The organism is Corallococcus sp. bb12-1, from assembly GCF_026626765.1.
Classification (GTDB): Bacteria; Myxococcota; Myxococcia; order Myxococcales; family Myxococcaceae; genus Corallococcus; species Corallococcus terminator.
On sequence record NZ_JAPNJZ010000018.1, the window covers coordinates 392,152 to 410,560 of the forward strand.

The 18,409-nt window shown below is 70.3% G+C and carries 16 protein-coding genes; 12 read left to right on the forward strand and 4 right to left on the reverse strand.

Annotated features, from left to right (window positions below; all coding sequences use genetic code 11):
- The first annotated feature begins 415 nt into the window (after positions 1-415).
- Both ggt and OV208_RS22335 read left to right on the forward strand, forming a co-directional pair.
- The gene (gene ggt, locus OV208_RS22330) at positions 416-2,146 is read left to right on the forward strand and encodes a gamma-glutamyltransferase (RefSeq protein WP_420715045.1); all 1,731 of its coding nucleotides are present in this window, start codon (positions 416-418) and stop codon (positions 2,144-2,146) included.
- A gap of 20 nt (positions 2,147-2,166) precedes the next feature.
- Positions 2,167-2,949, forward strand: coding sequence for a TatD family hydrolase (locus OV208_RS22335; protein ID WP_267575899.1), 783 nt, complete (start codon positions 2,167-2,169; stop codon positions 2,947-2,949).
- A 158-nt stretch (positions 2,950-3,107) separates the two neighbouring features.
- Here the strand turns inward: OV208_RS22335 and OV208_RS22340 are convergent, their stop codons facing one another.
- Complete coding sequence (locus tag OV208_RS22340; RefSeq protein ID WP_267575900.1) at positions 3,108-3,377, reverse strand: hypothetical protein; 270 nt, start codon at positions 3,375-3,377, stop codon at positions 3,108-3,110.
- A gap of 324 nt (positions 3,378-3,701) precedes the next feature.
- Between OV208_RS22340 and OV208_RS22345 the strand changes: the two genes are divergently transcribed.
- The 5 genes from OV208_RS22345 (at position 3,702) to OV208_RS22365 (ending at position 7,992) form a co-directional block, all read left to right on the forward strand.
- On the forward strand, positions 3,702-3,956 hold the full coding sequence (locus tag OV208_RS22345; RefSeq protein WP_267575901.1) for a hypothetical protein: 255 nt from the start codon (positions 3,702-3,704) through the stop codon (positions 3,954-3,956).
- On the forward strand, positions 3,953-4,927 hold the full coding sequence (locus OV208_RS22350; RefSeq protein WP_267575902.1) for an amidohydrolase family protein: 975 nt from the start codon (positions 3,953-3,955) through the stop codon (positions 4,925-4,927). Before OV208_RS22345 ends, OV208_RS22350 begins: the two co-directional genes overlap by 4 nt.
- Positions 4,928-5,029: 102 nt before the next feature.
- Positions 5,030-5,407 (forward strand): response regulator, encoded by a 378-nt coding sequence (locus OV208_RS22355; protein ID WP_120535258.1) that lies wholly within the window; start codon positions 5,030-5,032, stop codon positions 5,405-5,407.
- Between the two features lie 84 nt (positions 5,408-5,491).
- Positions 5,492-6,337 (forward strand): ABC transporter ATP-binding protein, encoded by an 846-nt coding sequence (locus tag OV208_RS22360; protein ID WP_267575903.1) that lies wholly within the window; start codon positions 5,492-5,494, stop codon positions 6,335-6,337.
- Positions 6,334-7,992, forward strand: a complete 1,659-nt coding sequence (locus tag OV208_RS22365) for a hypothetical protein (protein ID WP_267575904.1) — start codon at positions 6,334-6,336, stop codon at positions 7,990-7,992. The genes OV208_RS22360 and OV208_RS22365 overlap by 4 nt, the downstream gene beginning before the upstream one ends.
- A gap of 44 nt (positions 7,993-8,036) precedes the next feature.
- On the opposite strand, the gene OV208_RS22370 is transcribed toward OV208_RS22365, so the two are convergent.
- The gene (locus tag OV208_RS22370; protein ID WP_267575905.1) at positions 8,037-9,512 is read right to left on the reverse strand and encodes a vWA domain-containing protein; all 1,476 of its coding nucleotides are present in this window, start codon (positions 9,510-9,512) and stop codon (positions 8,037-8,039) included.
- Between the two features lie 187 nt (positions 9,513-9,699).
- On the opposite strand from OV208_RS22370, the gene OV208_RS22375 reads away from it, so the two are divergent.
- Positions 9,700-10,539, forward strand: a complete 840-nt coding sequence (locus tag OV208_RS22375) for a histone deacetylase (protein WP_267575906.1) — start codon at positions 9,700-9,702, stop codon at positions 10,537-10,539.
- Positions 10,540-10,622: 83 nt separating this feature from the next.
- Positions 10,623-11,336, forward strand: a complete 714-nt coding sequence (locus tag OV208_RS22380; protein ID WP_267575907.1) for a hypothetical protein — start codon at positions 10,623-10,625, stop codon at positions 11,334-11,336.
- 51 nt (positions 11,337-11,387) lie between these two features.
- On the opposite strand, the gene OV208_RS22385 is transcribed toward OV208_RS22380, so the two are convergent.
- A complete protein-coding gene (locus OV208_RS22385) occupies positions 11,388-12,083 on the reverse strand; it encodes a pirin family protein (RefSeq protein WP_267575908.1) in 696 nt (231 codons plus the stop codon).
- A gap of 62 nt (positions 12,084-12,145) precedes the next feature.
- Entirely contained in the window at positions 12,146-12,700 is a 555-nt protein-coding gene (locus tag OV208_RS22390) for a YceI family protein (RefSeq protein ID WP_267575909.1), read from the reverse strand.
- 256 nt (positions 12,701-12,956) lie between these two features.
- On the opposite strand from OV208_RS22390, the gene OV208_RS22395 reads away from it, so the two are divergent.
- From OV208_RS22395 to OV208_RS22405, 3 genes are all read left to right on the forward strand, one after another.
- Positions 12,957-13,349 (forward strand): peptide chain release factor family protein, encoded by a 393-nt coding sequence (locus tag OV208_RS22395; protein WP_267575910.1) that lies wholly within the window; start codon positions 12,957-12,959, stop codon positions 13,347-13,349.
- A 208-nt stretch (positions 13,350-13,557) separates the two neighbouring features.
- Positions 13,558-17,790, forward strand: coding sequence for a hypothetical protein (locus OV208_RS22400; protein WP_267575911.1), 4,233 nt, complete (start codon positions 13,558-13,560; stop codon positions 17,788-17,790).
- Entirely contained in the window at positions 17,787-18,395 is a 609-nt protein-coding gene (locus OV208_RS22405) for a PulJ/GspJ family protein (RefSeq protein ID WP_267575912.1), read from the forward strand. Before OV208_RS22400 ends, OV208_RS22405 begins: the two co-directional genes overlap by 4 nt.
- Positions 18,396-18,409: the final 14 nt, after the last annotated feature.

The following is an 18,409-nucleotide window of genomic DNA, read 5'->3' on the forward strand; positions in this document are numbered from 1 at the left end:
ATGCGGCGGAGAATTAGGGACCGCCGATCAACTCGTCAACCGCGAGCGGGCGTCAAAGCGGGCCGGGGACCTTCAGAAGAAGTCCGGACGCTGACTGCCACACACAACGTATTGCGCTGGATCGTGATGCCGTAGCGCGGCTTCAGGAACGTCGTCAGCCGCACCGGAACGGAGGCCGGCACCGGAGCCGGACCCTCACTGGGGTTTGGAGGACTCATGGACGCCACCAGTCGCTACACATGGCCTCAGAGTGCCTTGTCTGCTTTCACAATCCAAGGAAAAAAATGTTGTCCTGCTGAAATCCTGGTCCCAACGCGATGCATGGTGCATTAGGGAACGGCCGGTAATCACAAGGAAAGGCGTCCAGGTGGGAAATACACACATTGGATCCGTCGGGCATGGACTTGCCCGCTCGGTGGGACTCGCGGTGTTACTCGCGGCGGCGACGGCCTTCGCGGCGCGGCCCTACCGGGGAGGTGCGGTGGCCACCGCGTACCCCCCCGCGAGCGAGGCCGCGCTGAAGATGCTGGAGAAGGGCGGCAACGCGGTGGATGCGGCCGTGGCGGCGGCGTTCGTGGCGGCCGTGGTGGGTCCCTACCATTCCGGTGTGGGCGGTGGTGGGTTCGCGCTGGTGCACGACGCGAAGACGGGCGACACGCGGGTGCTGGACTTCCGCGAGGTGGCGCCGAAGGCCGCGTCCCGCGACATGTACCTGAAGGACGGCGCGCTGGTGCCGGGGCTGTCCACGGACGGCGCGCTGAGCGTGGCGGTGCCGGGCGCGGTGGCGGGCTACCTGGAGTTGCTCGCAACGCACGGCAAGCTCAAGCCCGCGGTGGTGCTGGCCCCGGCCATCCAGTTGGCGAAGCAGGGCTTCTGGGTGACGCCCAAGTACCAGCAGATGGCGACGGGCCGCGCGGAGTGCCTGCGCCAGGACGCGGAGGCCGCGCGCATCTTCCTGGTGAAGAACGCGCAGGGCACGCCGGACGTGCCCCCCGTGGGCCACCTGCTCAAGCAGCCGGACCTGGCGCGCACGCTGGGCCTCATCGCCAAGGGCGGCGCGAAGGCCTTCTATTCGGGCCCGGTGGCGCAGGCGCTGGTGAAGTCGGTGAAGGACGCGGGCGGCGTGCTCACCCAGGAGGACCTGACGGCGTACACGACGCGCAAGGCCACGCCCCTGGAGACCACCTACCGGGGCCACCGCATCCTCACCATGCCGCCGCCGAGCGCCGGGGGGCTGGCCGTCGTGCAGGTGCTGGGCATGCTCCAGCAATTGCGTCCCCAGGGCCTGCCCTACCGCGACCCGGACGCGCTGCACCTCTACGTGGAGGCGGTGCGCCGCGCGTACGTGGACCGCGCCAAGTACCTGGGCGACCCGGCCTTCGTGCAGGTGCCGCTGGAGCGGCTGTCCTCGCCCGGCCACATCGCGGACCTTGCGGGCAACATCGACCCGAAGAAGGCCACCGCGAGCGCGTCCCTGCTGGCGCCGGTGACGGGCGGCCCGGCCTCCACGCTGCGCCGCGACGCGGGGCCCCTCACGCCGGAGCCGGAGAAGAAGAACACCACGCACATCTCCGTCATCGACAAGGATGGCAACGCGGTGGCCATGACGACGACGGTCAACTACAGCTTCGGTTCGTGCCTCGTGGGCAAGGGCACCGGCGTGCTGCTCAACGATGAGATGGATGACTTCGCCGCGCAGCCGGGCGTGCCCAACGCGTATGGCCTCGTCACGGGCGAACCCAATGCCATCCAACCCGGCAAGGTGCCCCTGTCCTCCATGTCGCCCACGCTGGTGTTCGCCAAGGAAGACCCCAAGCGCGTGATGCTGGCGGTGGGCAGCCCTGGCGGCTCCACCATCCCCACCACCGTCATCCAGGCCATCAGCAACGTGGTGGACCACGGCATGGACGTGACGCGCGCGGTGGGCGCGGGCCGGCTGCATCACCAGTACCTCCCGGACGAATTGTGGGTGGACAAGTGGGGCCTGGAGCCCGCGACGCTGGCCAACCTGGAGGCCCGGGGCCATAAGATCCGCCGCGTGGACGGCTGGGGTGACGCGGAGGCCGTCTACAGCGACCCGCGCACGAACCTGCGCTTCTCGTCCAGCGACCCGCGCAACGAGGGCGCCGCGATGGGCCAGGACTAGAGAGAAGGAGAACCGAGCCCGTGCCCGAGCCGCTGCCGCTCTTCGATGCGCACCTCCACCCGGAGGCCCTCACCGACCAGGACCTGGAATCCATGCGCTTCTTCGGCGTGGAGCGGGCCCTGGTCGTGGCGCATCACTTTCCGGAAGCGACGGCCAAGGCGCTGCGCCAGCACTTCGACCACCTGGTCGAACGCCAGCTCCCCCGACTGGAGCGGCTGGGCATCCGCGCCTGGGCGGCCCTGGGCGTGCACCCGCGCTGCATCCCCCGCCGGGGCTTGTCGGAGGTCCTGAGCCACCTTCCGGACTACTTCGAGGGCGGCCGCGTGGTGGCCCTGGGAGAGACGGGGCTGCACGCGGGCGGCGAGGAGGAGGAAGAGGCGTTCCTCGAACAGCTGGCCCTGGCCCGCCAGCTCAAGCTGCGCGTGGTGGTGCACACGCCCCTGAAGGACAAGGAGCGCCACACGCGGCGCATCCTCACGCTGCTGCGCCAGTCCGGGCTCGCCCCGTCGCGCGCGCTGGTGGACCACGCCAACGCGCGCACCGTGCGCACCATCCTGGAGGTGGGCCACTGGGCGGGGCTGACGCTGCACCCGGAGGCCCTCCAGGCGGACCGGGCGGTGGCCCTGGTGCGGCGGCTGGGCAGCGAGCGGCTGGTGCTGGACTCGGACGCGGGCGACGGCGCGGGGGACATCCTGGGCCTCGCGCGCACCGCGAACCTGCTGGGCAAGGCGAAGCTGTCCGAGCGGCTCGTGCGGCGCGTCACCCGAGACAACGCCGCGACCTTCTTCCAGATCCACGACTGAGTGCGCCAGGGGCGTCCTGGTGCGGGCGGCACCGGTCGTGTGAAAAGGCGCCGGGCCCCACGGCTTGTAAATGCAACGGGCCCCGCGCAGTGAAAGCGCAGGGCCCGGAGATTTACAGTGCATGCGGCCAACCGGGCACCCGAAGGGTGCCGGGGGACCTAGTTCACCGACACGGCAGCAGACGCTTCGGGCTGCAGGGAGAGGCCCTGCGCGTCCGGCGCCAGCCGCACCTGCACGCCCTGGGAGCGGTACTCCGCGAGGGAATCCGCCGCGTCGTCGAGCAGCTGCTGGTAGCGCTCCTCCAGCTCCACGGCGATCAGCAGCATCGTCTCACCGGCGTCCGTGACGCCCGGCCGGTACACCTGGCACCGCTGGAACCGCGCCCAGCGACCGTTCTGCATCTTCACAAGCTCGCCGTCGTAAGCCATGCGCCGCTCCTCACGTGGGGTATCCGACGAACGCAATCTAAAGTCGAATCCATGCGCTGTCACCCCCCTGCTTGAAAATTCGTAAACCCAGCGTGATTCCAGGGGGTTGACGGCACTCGGCGGGGGACTGGGCACCATCGGCGGACCGGGCCGGCGTAAAATGTAAAGTTCGTGACTGTCAACGCAGTTAACCCCGTCCCGGGGGCGATGATGCGTTGCGCTGTCAACACTCCGGGGGATGGCGTGGTGCAGGGAGGCGAGCGGGGAATCCGGGGTGGGGCTGACGCGTGGCACGCGGGCGGGCCATCCCTTAGATTCCACCGGATGAAGTTGCCCCTCCTGTTCCGCCGCGACCGACCCACGATTCCTTCCGCCAACGCGCAAGATCACGCGGAGCGGGTGATCGCCGAGTCCCTGCGCGTGCTCGGCCAGGTGTGCACGAAGGTCGCGGACGCCATCGAGGCGCAGCGGCTGGAGCGCAACGGCTACGCGCACAACAGCTACCTGCGGCGCACGGATCAGGCCGACAAGGCGGACGACACCTCGAAGTCCGGCCCCTCGGGCACGGGCGGCGGATGACGGGGGTCCCGGACGCGGCCCCCGCGCCGGAGGACGATGTCCCGGTGCCGTGTCTGGCGTCGGCGCCCTCGTGGCGGGAGTTGGGCATCTCCATGCCCATGCCCGCGCTGGCGGACGAGGAAGGACCCCGCGTGGACCCCGGCCTGCCGCCCGTCGTGGACGCGCACGTGCACCTGTTCCCTGACCGCGTCTTCGAAGCGGTGTGGCGCTGGTTCGACCAGCACGGCTGGCCCATCCGCTACAAACTGCACACGCCTCACGTGCTTTCGTTCCTGCTGTCCCGGGGCGTCGAGCGCGTGGTCGCCCTGCACTACGCCCACAAGCCGGGCATGGCGCGCGCCCTCAACGCCTACGTGGCGCAGGTGGCGAAGGACGAGCCCCGCGTCATCGGGCTGGCCACCGTCTTCCCGGGTGAACCCGGCGCCGTGGACATCCTGGAGGAAGCGTTCGCCCTGGGACTGAAGGGCGTGAAGCTGCACTGTCATGTGCAGTGTTTCTCCCCGGACGCGCCCCAGTTGCATGAGCTCTACGAAGCCTGCGCCCGGGCGGGAAAGCCGCTCGTCATGCACGCGGGCCGAGAGCCGGCCAGCCCCAAGTACCCATGTGATCCGTACACGCTCTGCGCCGCGGAGCGGGTGGAGCGCGTGCTCACGGATCATCCGACGTTGAAGCTGTGCGTGCCCCACCTGGGCGCGGACGAATTCGACGCCTACGCGCGCCTGCTGGAGCGGCACGACACCCTCTGGCTGGACACCACGATGGCGGTGGGGGGCTACTTCCCCGTGCCCCTGCCCCGTCAGGTGCTGGAGGTGCGGCCGGAGCGCATCCTGTACGGGACGGACTTCCCGAACATCCCCTATGCGTGGGACCGGGAGCTCAAGGCGCTGGTGGACCTGAAGCCGTCCGAGGATGCGCTGGCCGGGGTGCTCGGGGGCAACGCGTTGACGCTCTACGGTGTGGACAGATGTTGAAAAGAAACGGAACCCCTTCCGCAATGGAAGAGGCATTCCCATCTTCGTGCCCATAGAATCGCGGTCCCCAAGCAGACGCCGCCATCCCAGAGGCTCATATCCATGTCGAACATCCTGGTCGTCGACGACGACGCGAGTCACCGCACGCTCATCTGCGATGCCCTCCAGGAGATGGGCTACGACACCATCGAGGCCGCCAACGGTCGCGAGGCGTTGGACCTGCTGGAGGAGGACATCCCGGGCGCCGTGCTGCTGGACCTCCGGATGCCGGTCATGAGCGGCTGGGGCCTGCTGGACGCGCTCAAGAAGATGCCCCGGGCGCGCAACCTGCCCATCATCATCATCTCGGGCTACGGGTTCGAATGGGAGGCGGAGCTCGTCGGCGCCGCCGGCTACATCTCCAAGCCCGTGGACCTGGACAAGGTGCGCACCACGGTGCAGCAGATCGTCGGGCCGCCCGAAGTCGCCATGGTGCACTGAGTCGCGAGCAGCAGGCAGGCAACGGCATCCGTCAACCCGAGGATTGTCGGTGGCCCCAGGGAACGTGGTGTGATGGCGTCCTTCATGACGCCCCCCTCTTCCGAACCGGCCAGCCCTGAGCTGGGCCCCGAACTGGCCATCGACGCACGCGGCCTCATCAAGCGCTTCGGTGCCTTCACCGCGCTGGACGGGCTGGACCTCCAGATTCCCAAGGGCGCCTTCTACGCGTTCCTCGGTCCCAACGGGGCCGGCAAGTCCACGTCCATCGCGCTGCTCACCGGCGTGTACGGACCGGACGCGGGCTCCATCCGCATGCTCGGCGTGGACGCGGTGGCCCGGCCGCTGGACGTCAAGCAGCGCGTGGGCGTGGTGCCGGAGGAGCTGAGCCTCTTCGAGCGGCTCACCGGCCGCCAATACCTCACGTTCTGCGCGCGCATGTATGGCTTGAGCGGCAGCGAGGCCGCGTCGCGCGCGGTGGAGCTGCTGGAGTTGACGGAGCTCACGTACAAGGCCGGCGCGCTGGTGGCGGAGTACTCCAAGGGCATGCGCCGCAGGCTCGCCATCGCCGCGGCGCTCATCCATGGGCCGGAGCTGGTGCTGCTGGATGAGCCCTTCGAGGGCATCGACGTGCTCGCGGCGGGCGTCATCCGCGAACTGCTTCGCGAGCTGAGCCGCCGGGGCGTGACGCTGCTGCTCACCACGCACGTGCTGGAGATCGCCGAACGGCTGGCCACGCACGCGGGCGTCATCCGGGGCGGGCGCATGTTGGACCAGGGCCCGGTGGACGCGCTGCGCCAGCGCCACGGCGCGTCCACGCTGGAGGCGGTGTTCGAGAAGCTGGTCGCCGTGCCGGCCGCGCGCAACGCGAAGCTGTCGTTCTACGCGGACCCCGCCGCGACGGTGCTGCCGCTGCGCCGGGAGTCCGCGTGAGTCCGCGTCCGCCCGTCCCCAGCTTCTTGCGCCACCTGCTGCTGCTCTGGGGCCTGCGCCTGCACCTGGGCCTCAACCAGGGGCCGGGCAAGAGCCGCCTGCTCGCGGTGGCCGCGTTCCTGGGCTCCAGCGCGCCGGGCGTGATTCTGGGCCTGTCCTTCTTCAAGCTGATGCGGCTGAGCACCATCGCGCACAGCAACGTGTGGCCCTACTTCATCCTCAACCTGCTGTGCTTCGTCACCGCCGCGACGTGGGTGACCTGGCCGCTCTTGTCCGCCGGCGTGGATGACCACTCCGAGCTGTCCCGCTACGCCGCGTTCCCCATCTCCCCGTTCCGGCTGCTCATCGGCTCCACGGTGGCCAGCCTCTTCGAACCCCGCGCGCTCGTGTTCTACGCGCCCCTGACTGGCGCGGCGGTGGGCTATGCGTCGCGCCACCGGCTGGCGGCGCCCTGGCTGGCGGCGGTGCTCTACGTGCTGTTCGCGCTGTTCTGCGCGGCGTGGAGCCGGGTGGGCCTCTACACGGTCATCAACGTCCTGAAGGCGAAGCACAGCGCGCGCATCATGGGCGGCGGCATGCTGACGTTCCTCGTGGCCGCGTCGTTCATCCCGCCCATCGACACGTCGTGGCTGACGAGCGTGGGCGAGGCGGGCGTGGGCGCGCTGGACATGAACCTCATCATCAACGCGGCGGTGGCGCTCAGTCAGGTGCCTCCGGGCTACTTCGGGGACGGGCTGGGGCAGCTGGCCCATGGGCGCGTGCGCATCGCGCTGATGGAGGCCGCGGGCCTGCTGTTCTTCACCGGCGTGGGCATGGCCGTCGCGTACTCGCTGCTGTTGCGCTTCCACCGGCAGTCGGGCCGTTCAGGCGGCGCTCGGGTGGACGGCGCGGACAGCGACCCGTTCGCCACCACGCGCACGCGCTTCGACACGCTGGTGCGGCGCGAGGTGCTGGACCTGTGGCGCAACCCCCGCGCCCGGCTGCTGGCGACGGTGCCCTTCATCCTGGCCATCCTGCTGAAGCTTTTGTCCGGCAGGGATTTGTTCGTGTACCTGCTGGGCAACAGCGCGGATGCGTGGGTGATGGGCGGCCTGAGCATCTATGGCGCCGTGGTGATTGCCTCCACGTTCTCCCAGAACACGTTCGCGTACGACGGGCACGGCTTCGCGGTGTTCCTGGCGGCGCCCCTGGACCTGTCGGACGTGCTGCGCGCGAAGAACCGCGTGCAGGGCGCGGCGGCGCTGGGGATGGCGGTGCTGGTGGGGCTCTTCTACCGGGTGTACTTCGGCGCGGGCACGCTGGTGGACTTCCTGTGCGCCATGGCCGCGGTGGCGGCGGTGGTGCCCATGCTGCTGGCCGCGGGCAACTTCCTGTCGCTGTACTTCCCGGTGAAGTTCCACGCGAGCCTCAAGCGGCGCGACAAGGTGCCCCTCACCGCGTCGATGCTGGGCATCCTCGCCGCCAGCGTGGGCTGCATGCCCTTTGGCCATGCGCTGAAGCTCGCGGGGAGGGACGGCCCGGGGTGGCAGTCCGTGGCCTTCATCGCCGGGTGCGCGGTGCTCAACTTCCTGGTGTACCGGGCGGTGCGTCCGCTGGCGATGCGCCTGTTGGACCAGCGCCGCGAAGTGGTGCTCCGGGCGGTGACGCGCGAGTAGGCCCGCGCGCGGGGAGCGGAAAATCCCCGCGCGGTGGGGTGACGTCAGTACTTCACGCCGAACTTCGCGGCCTGGGTCTTCACGCTCTTCATCACGTTGGCGTCGAAGGCGTCCTCCTTGGGGGGCGCGTTCTTCGTGAGCCACTGGTCGCGGTCGCTCGCCAGCTTCGCGACCTGCTGCTCCAGCGCCTTGCGCTCGCCAGCGAGCTGCTTCACCTTCGCGGACTGCTCCTCCTTCTTCAGGCCCTGGAGCTCCTCGGGCAGCTCGTCATCCTTGATGGAGGCGAGCGCGGCCGGCTTCTCCAACAGGTCCACCGCGCCACCAATCGCCGCGGGCGCGCTGCTCACCTCCGCCGCGGCGGCGCCCCCCTTGCCCGCGCTCCGGCTGGTCTTCATGTAGCTGATGCGGTCCGCGGCGGCCTCCGCGCTCATGCTCTTCATCACGTCCCCCCGCGCCCGGTTCATCGCCTGCGCCTCCTTGCGGCCCGCGTAGAGCGTCTTTGACGCCAGCTCCGCGTTGACGCGGGACAGCTCCTCGTCGAAGGGCGTGGCCACCGCCACCATGCCGCCCGCGGCGTCAATGGAGTCGAACGTGCCGTCCGTCAGCTTCGCCACGTAGCGCCAGGAGACCTCCGTGGAGTCGTCGCCACCGCAGCGCACCGTGTTCACCACGATGTGGCGCTCCTTCGCGCGCTTGGACCACAGCTTGAAGTCCCAGGCGGCCTCACGCTGGGCCGGGGGCGCGTCGCCCACCAGGAAGATGACCTTCATCACCTCGCGGTTCTGGTTCCACTTGAGCAGCGACACCGCCTCGCCCAGCCCGCGTCCCACGTGCTCGGGGGAGTCCCCGCCGCCGTCCGCCTGGAGCTTGCGCAGCTCCGCGAACACCGCGTCCAGGTCGTCGCTCAGGTCGAAGCGCTTCGTCACGTAGGCATCCCCCACGTCCCGGTACGCCACCAGCGCCACCTTCAGGTGCGGCGTGGGCTTGCCCTTCGCGATGCGCGACGCGATGGAGAAGATCTTCTGCTTCGCGCCCTCCAGCAGCCCGCCCATGGACCCGGTGGTGTCCAGCACGAAGGCCACTTCAATCTCCGGCTGGGCGCCCTGCGCCTGCACGGCCGGGTCCTGAGCCAGGAAGTCCGGAACCAGAGGGGCCTGCTCGGGCGCCTGCGGCACGGGCCCCGGGAGCCCCACGGACGTCACGACCTCCGGCGACTTCGGCTTCGGGGTGGCGGCGGGCGGCTTGGGCTTCGCGGTGGCGGCGGGCGGCGGCGCGGGCAACGGGTTGAGGCCCGGTTTCGTTGGGGGGGCGGGCGGCTCGGCGGGGGCGGCCTCGGGCTTCGTGGCCGCGGCGGCCTTCGCGTCGGAGGGAGGCGCGGGCACCGGGACGACCTTGCGCGGCGCGACCGGCGGCGACTCGTGGATGGGCGTGACGGGCGTCACGGCCAGGGCGGAGGTGGCGGACAGACCGGTGGCGAGCGCGGCCGTCAGGACGGCCCGCGAGAGGGGCTTCAGCTTCATGGTGGGCTCCAGAATGAGACGGCGGGGGCGGGCACCGCGCGCCGCCTGCTTCTGTAACGGACAGGTCCGCCGGAAGGTCTACGCCCCCGGTTGCACCCCTTCCGACGCGGCGTTACGCCCCTGCCCCGTGCGCGTCTTCCACTCCGACCGGTACGCCGTGCCCCTTCCCGAAGGGCATCGCTTTCCCATGGAGAAGTACCGCCTGCTGCGCGAGGCCCTGCTCGCGCGCGGCGTCCTGTCCCCCGCCTCCCTCTTCGAGGCGCCCCTCGTGGACCGGACCGACCTGGAGCGCGTACACACCGCGCGCTACCTGGACGCCTTCTTCGCCGGCACGCTCACCGACGCGGAGTCGCGCCGGCTGGGCTTTCCCTGGTCGCCCCTGCTCGTGGACAACGCGCGCGCCTCCGTGGGGGGCACGCTGGCCGCCGCTCGCGCCGCGCTGGAGGACGGCTTCGGCGCCAACCTCGCAGGCGGCACGCACCACGCGTACCCCGACCACGGGGAGGGCTTCTGTGTCTTCAACGACATCGCCGTGGCCATCCGCGTCCTCCAGGCCGAAGGCGCCATCCAGCGCGCGGTGGTGGTGGATCTGGACGTGCACCAGGGCAACGGCACGGCGGCCACCTTCGCGGGCGACGCCTCCGTCTTCACCTTCTCCATGCACGGCGAACACAACTTCCCCTTCCGCAAGCAGCCCTCGCACCTGGACCTGGGACTGGAGGATGGCGCGGGGGACGCGGAGTACCTGGCCCTGCTCGACACCCACCAGCCCCACGTACTGGAGTCCGCGCGCGCGGACCTGCTCTTCTTCCAGGCGGGCGTGGATCCGCTGGCGGAGGACACCCTCGGCCGACTGTCGCTCACCCACGCGGGCCTCAAGGCGCGGGACCTGCGCGTGCTGGGCGCGGCGCGCGAGCGCGGACTGCCCGCGGTGCTCACGCTGGGCGGCGGCTACGCGAAGCCGTTGGCGCCGTCACTGGAAGCCCACGTCGGGACTTATGTGGCGGCCTGTTCGTTGTTCCGCTGACGCCCGCCCTTCCCCCTGGCCGCTTGCGGGCCCTTCTCCCCCAGCCCATGCTCCTCACCGCTTCGTCACCCAGGAGAGCCCCCATGCAGCGTCCCCTTTCCCGACTCACCCTCCTTGTCTGCGCCCTGGTCCTGGACATGGGTTGTGGCAGCGGAGCGCCGTACTACCGCCTGGACTGGGCGGGCGCGGACACGGTGACGGTGACGCCCGGCGATTCCGTCCCCTACGACATCGCCGTGCAGCGCATCGCGGACAACCTGACCGAGATGCCCATCCGCGTGACGGGCACGCCCGAGGGCGTCACCCTGGGCCCGGACTTCGTCCTCCCGGCGGGCGAAACCATCGTCAACGCCACCCTCACGCTCGCCGTCTCGGCCACCGTCACCACCTACGGCGTGGGCGGAATCCAACTGGTCGCCGATGATCCGGCCAACAACGTCACCGCCAGCAGCGGCATCGCCGTGGTCATCCTGCCGCCGCCCGTGACCCAGCCGGACTTCTCCGTCGCCGTGACGCCCCGCCAGGTGGACCTCATCCCGGGCGCGCGCGCCCAGACGACGGTCACGGTGACCCGCGCGGAGGGCTTCACCGGTCCGCTCGTCATCACGCTCGAGTCTCCTACCCAGCGTCTCACCGCCGACGCGCTCACCCTGGCCGAGGGCCAGACGAGCGCGCAGCTCTACGTCACGGCGGACCGCTCGCTCAGCCTCGTGCCCGTCGTCACGCGGTTCGTCGCCACCGCCGGGGATGGTCGAACCGCCAGCACCGGCTTCACGTTCAACCTGCGCAGCTTCTAGACGGCGGCCCCGGCTCCAAAGCCGGGGCCCGCCGCTCGCTTCAAGACGCCCTCAGGCCATGTCGAAGAGCAGCGCCTCCGTGGGAGCCTTCGCGGCGAACGCCAGCGCCGTCTCCTCCGACACCGCCGCGCCGTCACCGGCCTTCACCGTCACCCCGTTGAGCGTGGCCTCGCCCCGGATGACCTGGAGCCACGCGTGGCGGCCGGGCGAAAGCACGTAGTCCGCCTTCTCGCCTTCTGCGAGCACCGTCGCGGACAGCACCACGTCCTGGTGCACCGTCAGCGACCCGTCGCGCCCGTCGCGGGACGCCACCACGCGGAACCTGCCGCGCCGCTCTTCGTCTTCGAAGCGCTTCTGCTCGTAGCCCGGCGGCAGGCCCTGGCGCTCCGGCAGCAGCCAGATCTGCAACAGGTGCAGCGGCTCATCCAACGGGTTCATCTCGCTGTGCAGCACGCCCGTGCCCGCGCTCATGCGCTGCACCTCTCCGGGCCGGATGACCGCCTTCGTGCCCATGCTGTCCTGGTGCTCCACCGCGCCGCTCACCACGTAGGTGAGGATCTCCATGTCCCGGTGCGGGTGCTTGCCGAAGCCCCGGCGCGCCGCGACGGTGTCCTCGTTGATGACGCGCAGCGAGCGGAACCCCATGAAGTCCGGGTCGTAGTAGTCCGAGAAGGAGAAGGTGTGATGGGTGTCGAGCCAGCCGTGGTTGGCGTGGCCCCGCGCTTCGGACGTTCGTACGTAGATCATGGTGTCGCTCCCTGCTTGTTTCACTGCACATCGTGAGGTCCCGCCGCACGCGGGAAGGGCTGTCAGGCCGCCTTGTCCGCGGGCACCGTGGCCGGCACCGCCTGCACATCCAGGCTGATGTCCACCCGCTCGCCCACCAGCACCCCTCCCGCTTCCATCGCCTGGTTCCAGGTCAGCCCGAACTGCTTGCGGTCCAGGTGCGTGGTCGCCTGGAACGCGATGCGCTCCGTGCCGAACGGATCCTTCGCGCGGCCCAGCAGCTCCGCGTCCAGCACCACCTCGTGCGTCTGGTCGCGCACCGTCAGGTCGCCCACCACGCGGTAGTGGTCGCCCTTCACCGCCTCCACCCGCTTGCTGCGGAAGATGAGCTTCGGGAAGGCCGCCACGTCGAAGAAGTCCGGCGAGCGCAGGTGGTTGTCACGCGCCTCCACGCCGGTGTCGAGGCTCGCCGCCTCCAACTTCACCTCCACGGAGGCCTTCGTGAAGTCGTCGCCCTGGAGCGTCACCTTGCCCTCGAAGCGCGTGAAGCGGCCGTGCACCTTCGCCACCACCATGTGGCGCACCGTGAAACCCACGGTGGTGTGCGTCGTGTCGAGCTGCCAGGTCTGGAGGGGCATGGGGAAGGTCCTTTGGATTCGTGCAGCGGGTGGATGCCCTCCCCTAGAGCAACGCCCGGGCCATACCCCAACCCACTGGAATCACTCGAAAATGCCGCCTGCAAAAAGCGCCATTGCTTTCAAAATGAGAATCCACCCACTCAATCAGAGAGACATCCCGCCACTCCCGCCGACGGCTCCGCGCGAAAGGGATGGGAGGCCGCCGTCAGGGAGGCGGTACCCGTGTCGTCCCCCCGGCGCTACGTTGAGGACTGCCATGACGCCGACGACCCCCGTTGCACCCCCCGCACGACGCCAGGCCGCCCGGGCGGCCCTCGCCCTGGATGACGAGGCCCTGCTGAAGGTCTGCGACGTGGATTTCTTCATCGCCTCCGGTCCCGGCGGACAGCACCGCAACACCACCGCCAGCGGCGTGCGCCTCAGCCATCCGCCCACGGAGCTGTCCGTCACCGCGACCGAGCGCCGCAGCCAATCGCAGAACAAGGACGCCGCCGTGCGCCGCCTGCGCGCGGGCCTCCAGGCCCTCACGTTCGTGCCCAAGGTGCGCAAGGCCACCCGCCCCACCCTGGGCTCCAAGCGGCGCCGGCTGGAGGAGAAGAAGCGCACCTCCGAGAAGAAGGCCGGCCGCGGCGGCCGGGGCGGGGAGTAGACGGCCCGCCACCGCGCCGCGCTACGCAGCCCGGTGCGGACCTCGCAAGGTTTGCGTAGTCGCTGGCTGCGCCCGGCCACAACGCCACGGTTTGTTTCCAGGCCTCCCCTCGGGTGATGGCCGTCGTTGGCGGGGCACACGGCGTGCACAACGAGGGTGACCCCTGACCCCGAGGGGTCGGCTGGCCCCTCAACCCCCCGGTGAACCCTTGGCACACCCCTCCTTCGGAGCCTCCTCCTGGCGGCGCGCCCTGTTGGGCCTCGCGCTGCTGGCGGCCGCGCCCGCGTCGGCCACGGACATCGTCACCTTCAGCCAGGGCTCGCTCATCATCCCCGAGCAGGCCACCTTCCAGCAGGGCTGCGGCAGCCTGTCGGCCTACGGGCTGGTGTGGCGCCTCCTGCAGTCCAACGAGGCCGGCGGCTTCAACGCCGCGCACCCGGTGACGGTGTACCTGGCCATCGACGACACGAAGAAGTCGCCCAACCGGTGCGTGCCCACCAACAAGCACCTGCCGCCCGCGCCCAACAGCGGCCAGTGGAATGATCCGCAGTGGAATGACGGCTGTGACTTCCACGTCTCGCGCGCGGACGCGGCGCCGGTGGTGCCGGTGCCCCCGCTGACGGCGCTGCCCGCGAGCGGCCTGTTCCCCGAGGCCGAAATCGAGAACTTCACCACCACCACCGGCGAGGCCCGGCCGGCCTTCCGGCGCACGGCGCTCGACACCGGCAGCGGCTTTCGCGACGTGCAGTACATGGGCGGCAGCTTCATCATCGACGCGAAGGACGCGAAGAACGCGCTCGACTTCCTGAACTCCGCCGCCGGGGCGGACGCGCCGAACAAGTTCCGCACCGAGTGCTCCTGCAACACGTTCAGCACCGGCATTGGCTGCTTCTACGTGCGCATGCACCAGGCCACCATCGAGTTCAACGCGCCCATCGGCCGTCGCCTCAACCGCGTGCCGCCGAAGATCGCCCTGTTGGACCGGCACGACAACAACACCGGGGACAAGTCCTATGTGAAGGGCGGCATGCTGGACGACTACCTGCGCAACGCGGGCCTGGACTTCCCCGGCGCCGGCGGTTGCCCCGAGGGCACCAGCACCCCGTGCACCCTCAACGGCGGTCGCCCCGGGCTCATCTACGACGCGCTGCACGCCAACGGGGACCTCATCAGCACCGCCGCGTTCCCCAACGGCCTCATCAACGCCATCGACCCGGCGACACAGAAGCCGCGCTACCGCGTGTTCTGGGCGCCGCACTGGGAGATCGGCAACAGCACCCGCGCCGAGTACAGCGCCAACGGGGACGGCGCCGTCAACCAACGCGAGAACGTGCTCAACAACATCGCCCACTTCACCGACCAGCGCGGCAACGGCCTGTTCGCCGAGTGCGCGAGCATCTGGTCCTATGAGACGAGCACGCGCCCGGACGGTACGCCCATGGCCCGCTCGCGCTTCCAGGGCGACGCCAACTTCGAGATCAACAAGCTGGGAGGCCCCGGCGCCAACTGGGACGGCCGCAACTGCTCCGACCCGGACTACCTGAGCGAAAGCCGCGGCCGGCCGGCCTGCATGATCTACCCCAACCCGGGCGACCCGTTCTCCCAGATGGGCGACTTCCGCTACAAGAACGTGGCGGGCCACACGGAGAACTACCGCGCCGCCGCGTACAAGGACGGCGTGCGGCGGCTGGCGGTGAGCTGGAAGGACTACGACCGCGGCGAGCGCTATGACAGCGCCCTGGATGTGGCGGCCAACCCCTCCACGCGCGGCCATGACTTCTTCTCCTTCGGCCAGAAGGACAATGATCCGCAGAAGGCGACGGTCGTCTACCTGGCGGGCCACGACTTCAAGGACAGCGTCGCGGGCACGCGCATCGTGCTCAACACGCTGCTCAACCTGGGCTCCGAACCGCTGCAGAGCGAGCGCACCGTCTCCGCCCCGGTGACGCTGGACGACACCAACGGCAGCGACTCGAATGGCTCTCGCGCCCTGCTGTTCAAGACCTCCTACGACGCGGTGTCCGGCTACCCGCCCGGCGCGGACACGTACACCCCCGCGCAGGGTTCGCACTGGGTGTTCCCCTACTACCCGGGCACGCTGCGCGCCCACTCGCTCATCGGGGGCAACGCGCTGTCCACCGGCGAGAACAGCCTGGACGACGGCACCCTCTGGAACGCGGACGCGCGCATGCCCCGCCCGGGCGCGCGCAACCTCTTCACCTACTTCGGCGGCGAGGTGACGGAGAACCCGGTGCTGGGCCCCAACCGCACCGCGCCCCACGGAGTGCTCCAGGTGGGCTGGGTGCCAGAGGAGGTCTCCGGCACGCGCATCAACAGCAGCTACGGCAGCGCCCCCAACCCCGGCTGCGTGGACGTGATGAAGCTGGGCCGCGCCACGTCCCGCGACGGCAGCTTCCGCTATGACTTCGTGCGCGGCGCCGACGGCGTGTGCGACCTGCAGCAGGCGACGCAGTACACGCCGCAGGTGGGCGGCGCCGACTTCGGCGTGCTCAACACGCTGCTCAACCAGACCCAGTTGGCCATCGACTTCCGCGCGGTGACGCAGATGCTCCAGCGCGTGCGCGGCTTCTGCTTCGCCACCTCCACCGGCCGCGACGGCAGCGGCACGGCGGTGCTGGAGCCCAACGACAACGAGTGCAACAACGAGGACGCGGACAACCGCGCGCACCTGGGCGGCTTCATCCACTCGTCTCCGGTGGTGGTGCCCGCGAGCGAGAACATCCCGGACAAGAACAGCCCCCGTCCGACGGTGGCCTACGCGGCGGGCCTGGACGGCCAGCTTCACGCCTTCTACGTCTCCGGCGGCAAGCGCTACGACGGCCCCCAGGAGGACCTCCAGTTCGCCAACCCGGACGCCACCGCGCGCTTCAAGACGGACTACGCGGCGGGCTTCCGCGGCGGTTCCACGCCGCCCCCGGGCACGGAGCTGTGGAGCTTCCTGCCGGCCACGCAGCTCGTGGGCCTGCGCAACAACACCGCGCGGGTGAACAGCGCTCCGGTGGTGTTCGACGTGTTCGCGGACTTCGTCGGCACCGGCCGGCGCGAATGGCACACCGTGCTGGTGACCAACGTGGGCCAGACGGGCCGCGACCTGTTCGCCATGGACGTCACCAACCCGCTCAAGCCGGTGCTGCTGTGGCACCTGGTGGGCAGCCACTACGGCAGCGCCAGCGCGCCGCACACGGCCGTGTCGCTGGCGGACCGTGGCCAGGGCGGCCTGGACTGGACATACACCTGGGACGAGGACACCAGCCTCTTCCTGCTGCCGCCCGCGTCGGATCCAGGCCGTGGCGCCAGCGGCCTCTACGACTACAGCGGCCTGGGCGGTTCGCGCGGCCTGTCGGTAGGCGTGGGCCGGCTGGGGCTGGAGCCCGTCTACACCGTGTTCGTCGCGTCCAGCAGCTCCGGCGCGCCGGGCACTCCGGCCAAGGGCGTGCAGGTGTTCGCCATCGACGCGGCCAACGGCCAGAAGCTGTGGCAGTGGCAGCAGGGCTACACGACGGGCGTGGACAACAGCGCGCCCGCCGCGCCCACCGTGTCGCAGGACATGAGCGGCGCCGCGCGCCTCTACGTGGGCGACATGGAGGGACGGCTGTGGGAGCTGGACGCGTCCACCGGCGTGAACGTCAACGTGGCGCGCCTGGGCCCCGCGTGCAGCGAAGCCTCGCCCTGCAAGTACACCGCGATGAACATCGGCGGACTGCCGGCCACGTCGCAGCCCATCAGCACCAACGTGGGCCTGGCGCGGATTCCCCGCGAAGGGGTGGATGAGGCGTCCGCCTTCGCCAACTACCAGGGCAAGATGGTGGCCCTGGTGGGCACCGCCGGCATGGACTGGGTGTCGGACTCCGTCGCGGGCCGCTTCCACATCCTGCTGCTGGACGCGGAGTACCGGCTGCCCCTGAGCACGGATGGCAAGCAGCTGGACGGCGTCACGCCCATCTCCGCGAGCGTGGCCCATTCGGAAGCGACCACCTACGGCGTGCTGCGCGAGCCACCGCCCTTCCCGCTCGTCTTCAGCGCGCCCGAGCACGTCTACGGCAACATCACCATCGCCGGGCGCACCGCGTACTTCAGCACCGCGCAGGAGTCGGTGAACGACCCCATGCTGTTGAGCGGCTCCATCCGGGGCGCCACCTACAGCATCGACCTGGGCGAGGCGCCCACGTCCGCGGGCGGCTACCGGCCGATGGCGGGCACGTCGCTGGCCAACTACGGCGGAGTGGCCGTCTACCACCGCGACAACGGGGGCGCGTCGCAGGACTTCGTGGTGGGCGCGCAGGTCAGCGCCCTGCACGTCACGCGCATCGACAACGCCACCACCGAGGGCCCCTCCAGCCCCAACACGAAGGACTCCGTGAACGGCAACAACGGCGTGCTCTACCAACTGCTCAACTGGAGCCAGAGGTTCTTCGAATGAGCCCCTCCGTCCGCCTCAATGCCCGTGGCCGCGCGCGCGGCAGTGGCCTGCTGGAGGTGCTCATCTCCATGAGCATCCTGGCCCTGGCCGCCGTGGGCGCCGTGATGGGCATGGTGGCCGCCACGCGCGACGTGAAGGACGGCCAGGTGCTCCAGGGCCGGCGCATGCTGCTGGAGGCGCGCGTCCAGCGGCTGTGGCTGGCGTCGAAGTCGGACCTGCTGCTCCAGGCCGTGGACCGGCCGGGCACCTTCCCCCCGGAGATTCCCTTCGGCACGGCGCCGTGGACGCTGGACCCGAGCGCCCCCGTGGCGGCGGACATGGGCACCGGCGCCTACTTCCGCGTGAAGCCCACCGGCGAGGTGGAGCCCATGACGAGCGTGCCCGACAACACGCCGTGCGTGGACTCCACCCCGGACGCGGTGCTGCCCAAGGATGTCTACTGCCGCGAAATCCTGGTGACCAAGGGGCTGCCCCGCGACCTGCCGCCCGCGTCCCAGGCGCTGGTGCCCGCGGGCGCCCTGCCCTTCACCGTCTGGACGCGCGTGTTCCGCAAGGGCGACAGCCTGGAGCGCGCCGTCGTCCACAGCGAGGTGTTCGTCCAATGACGCGGGTGCACCGG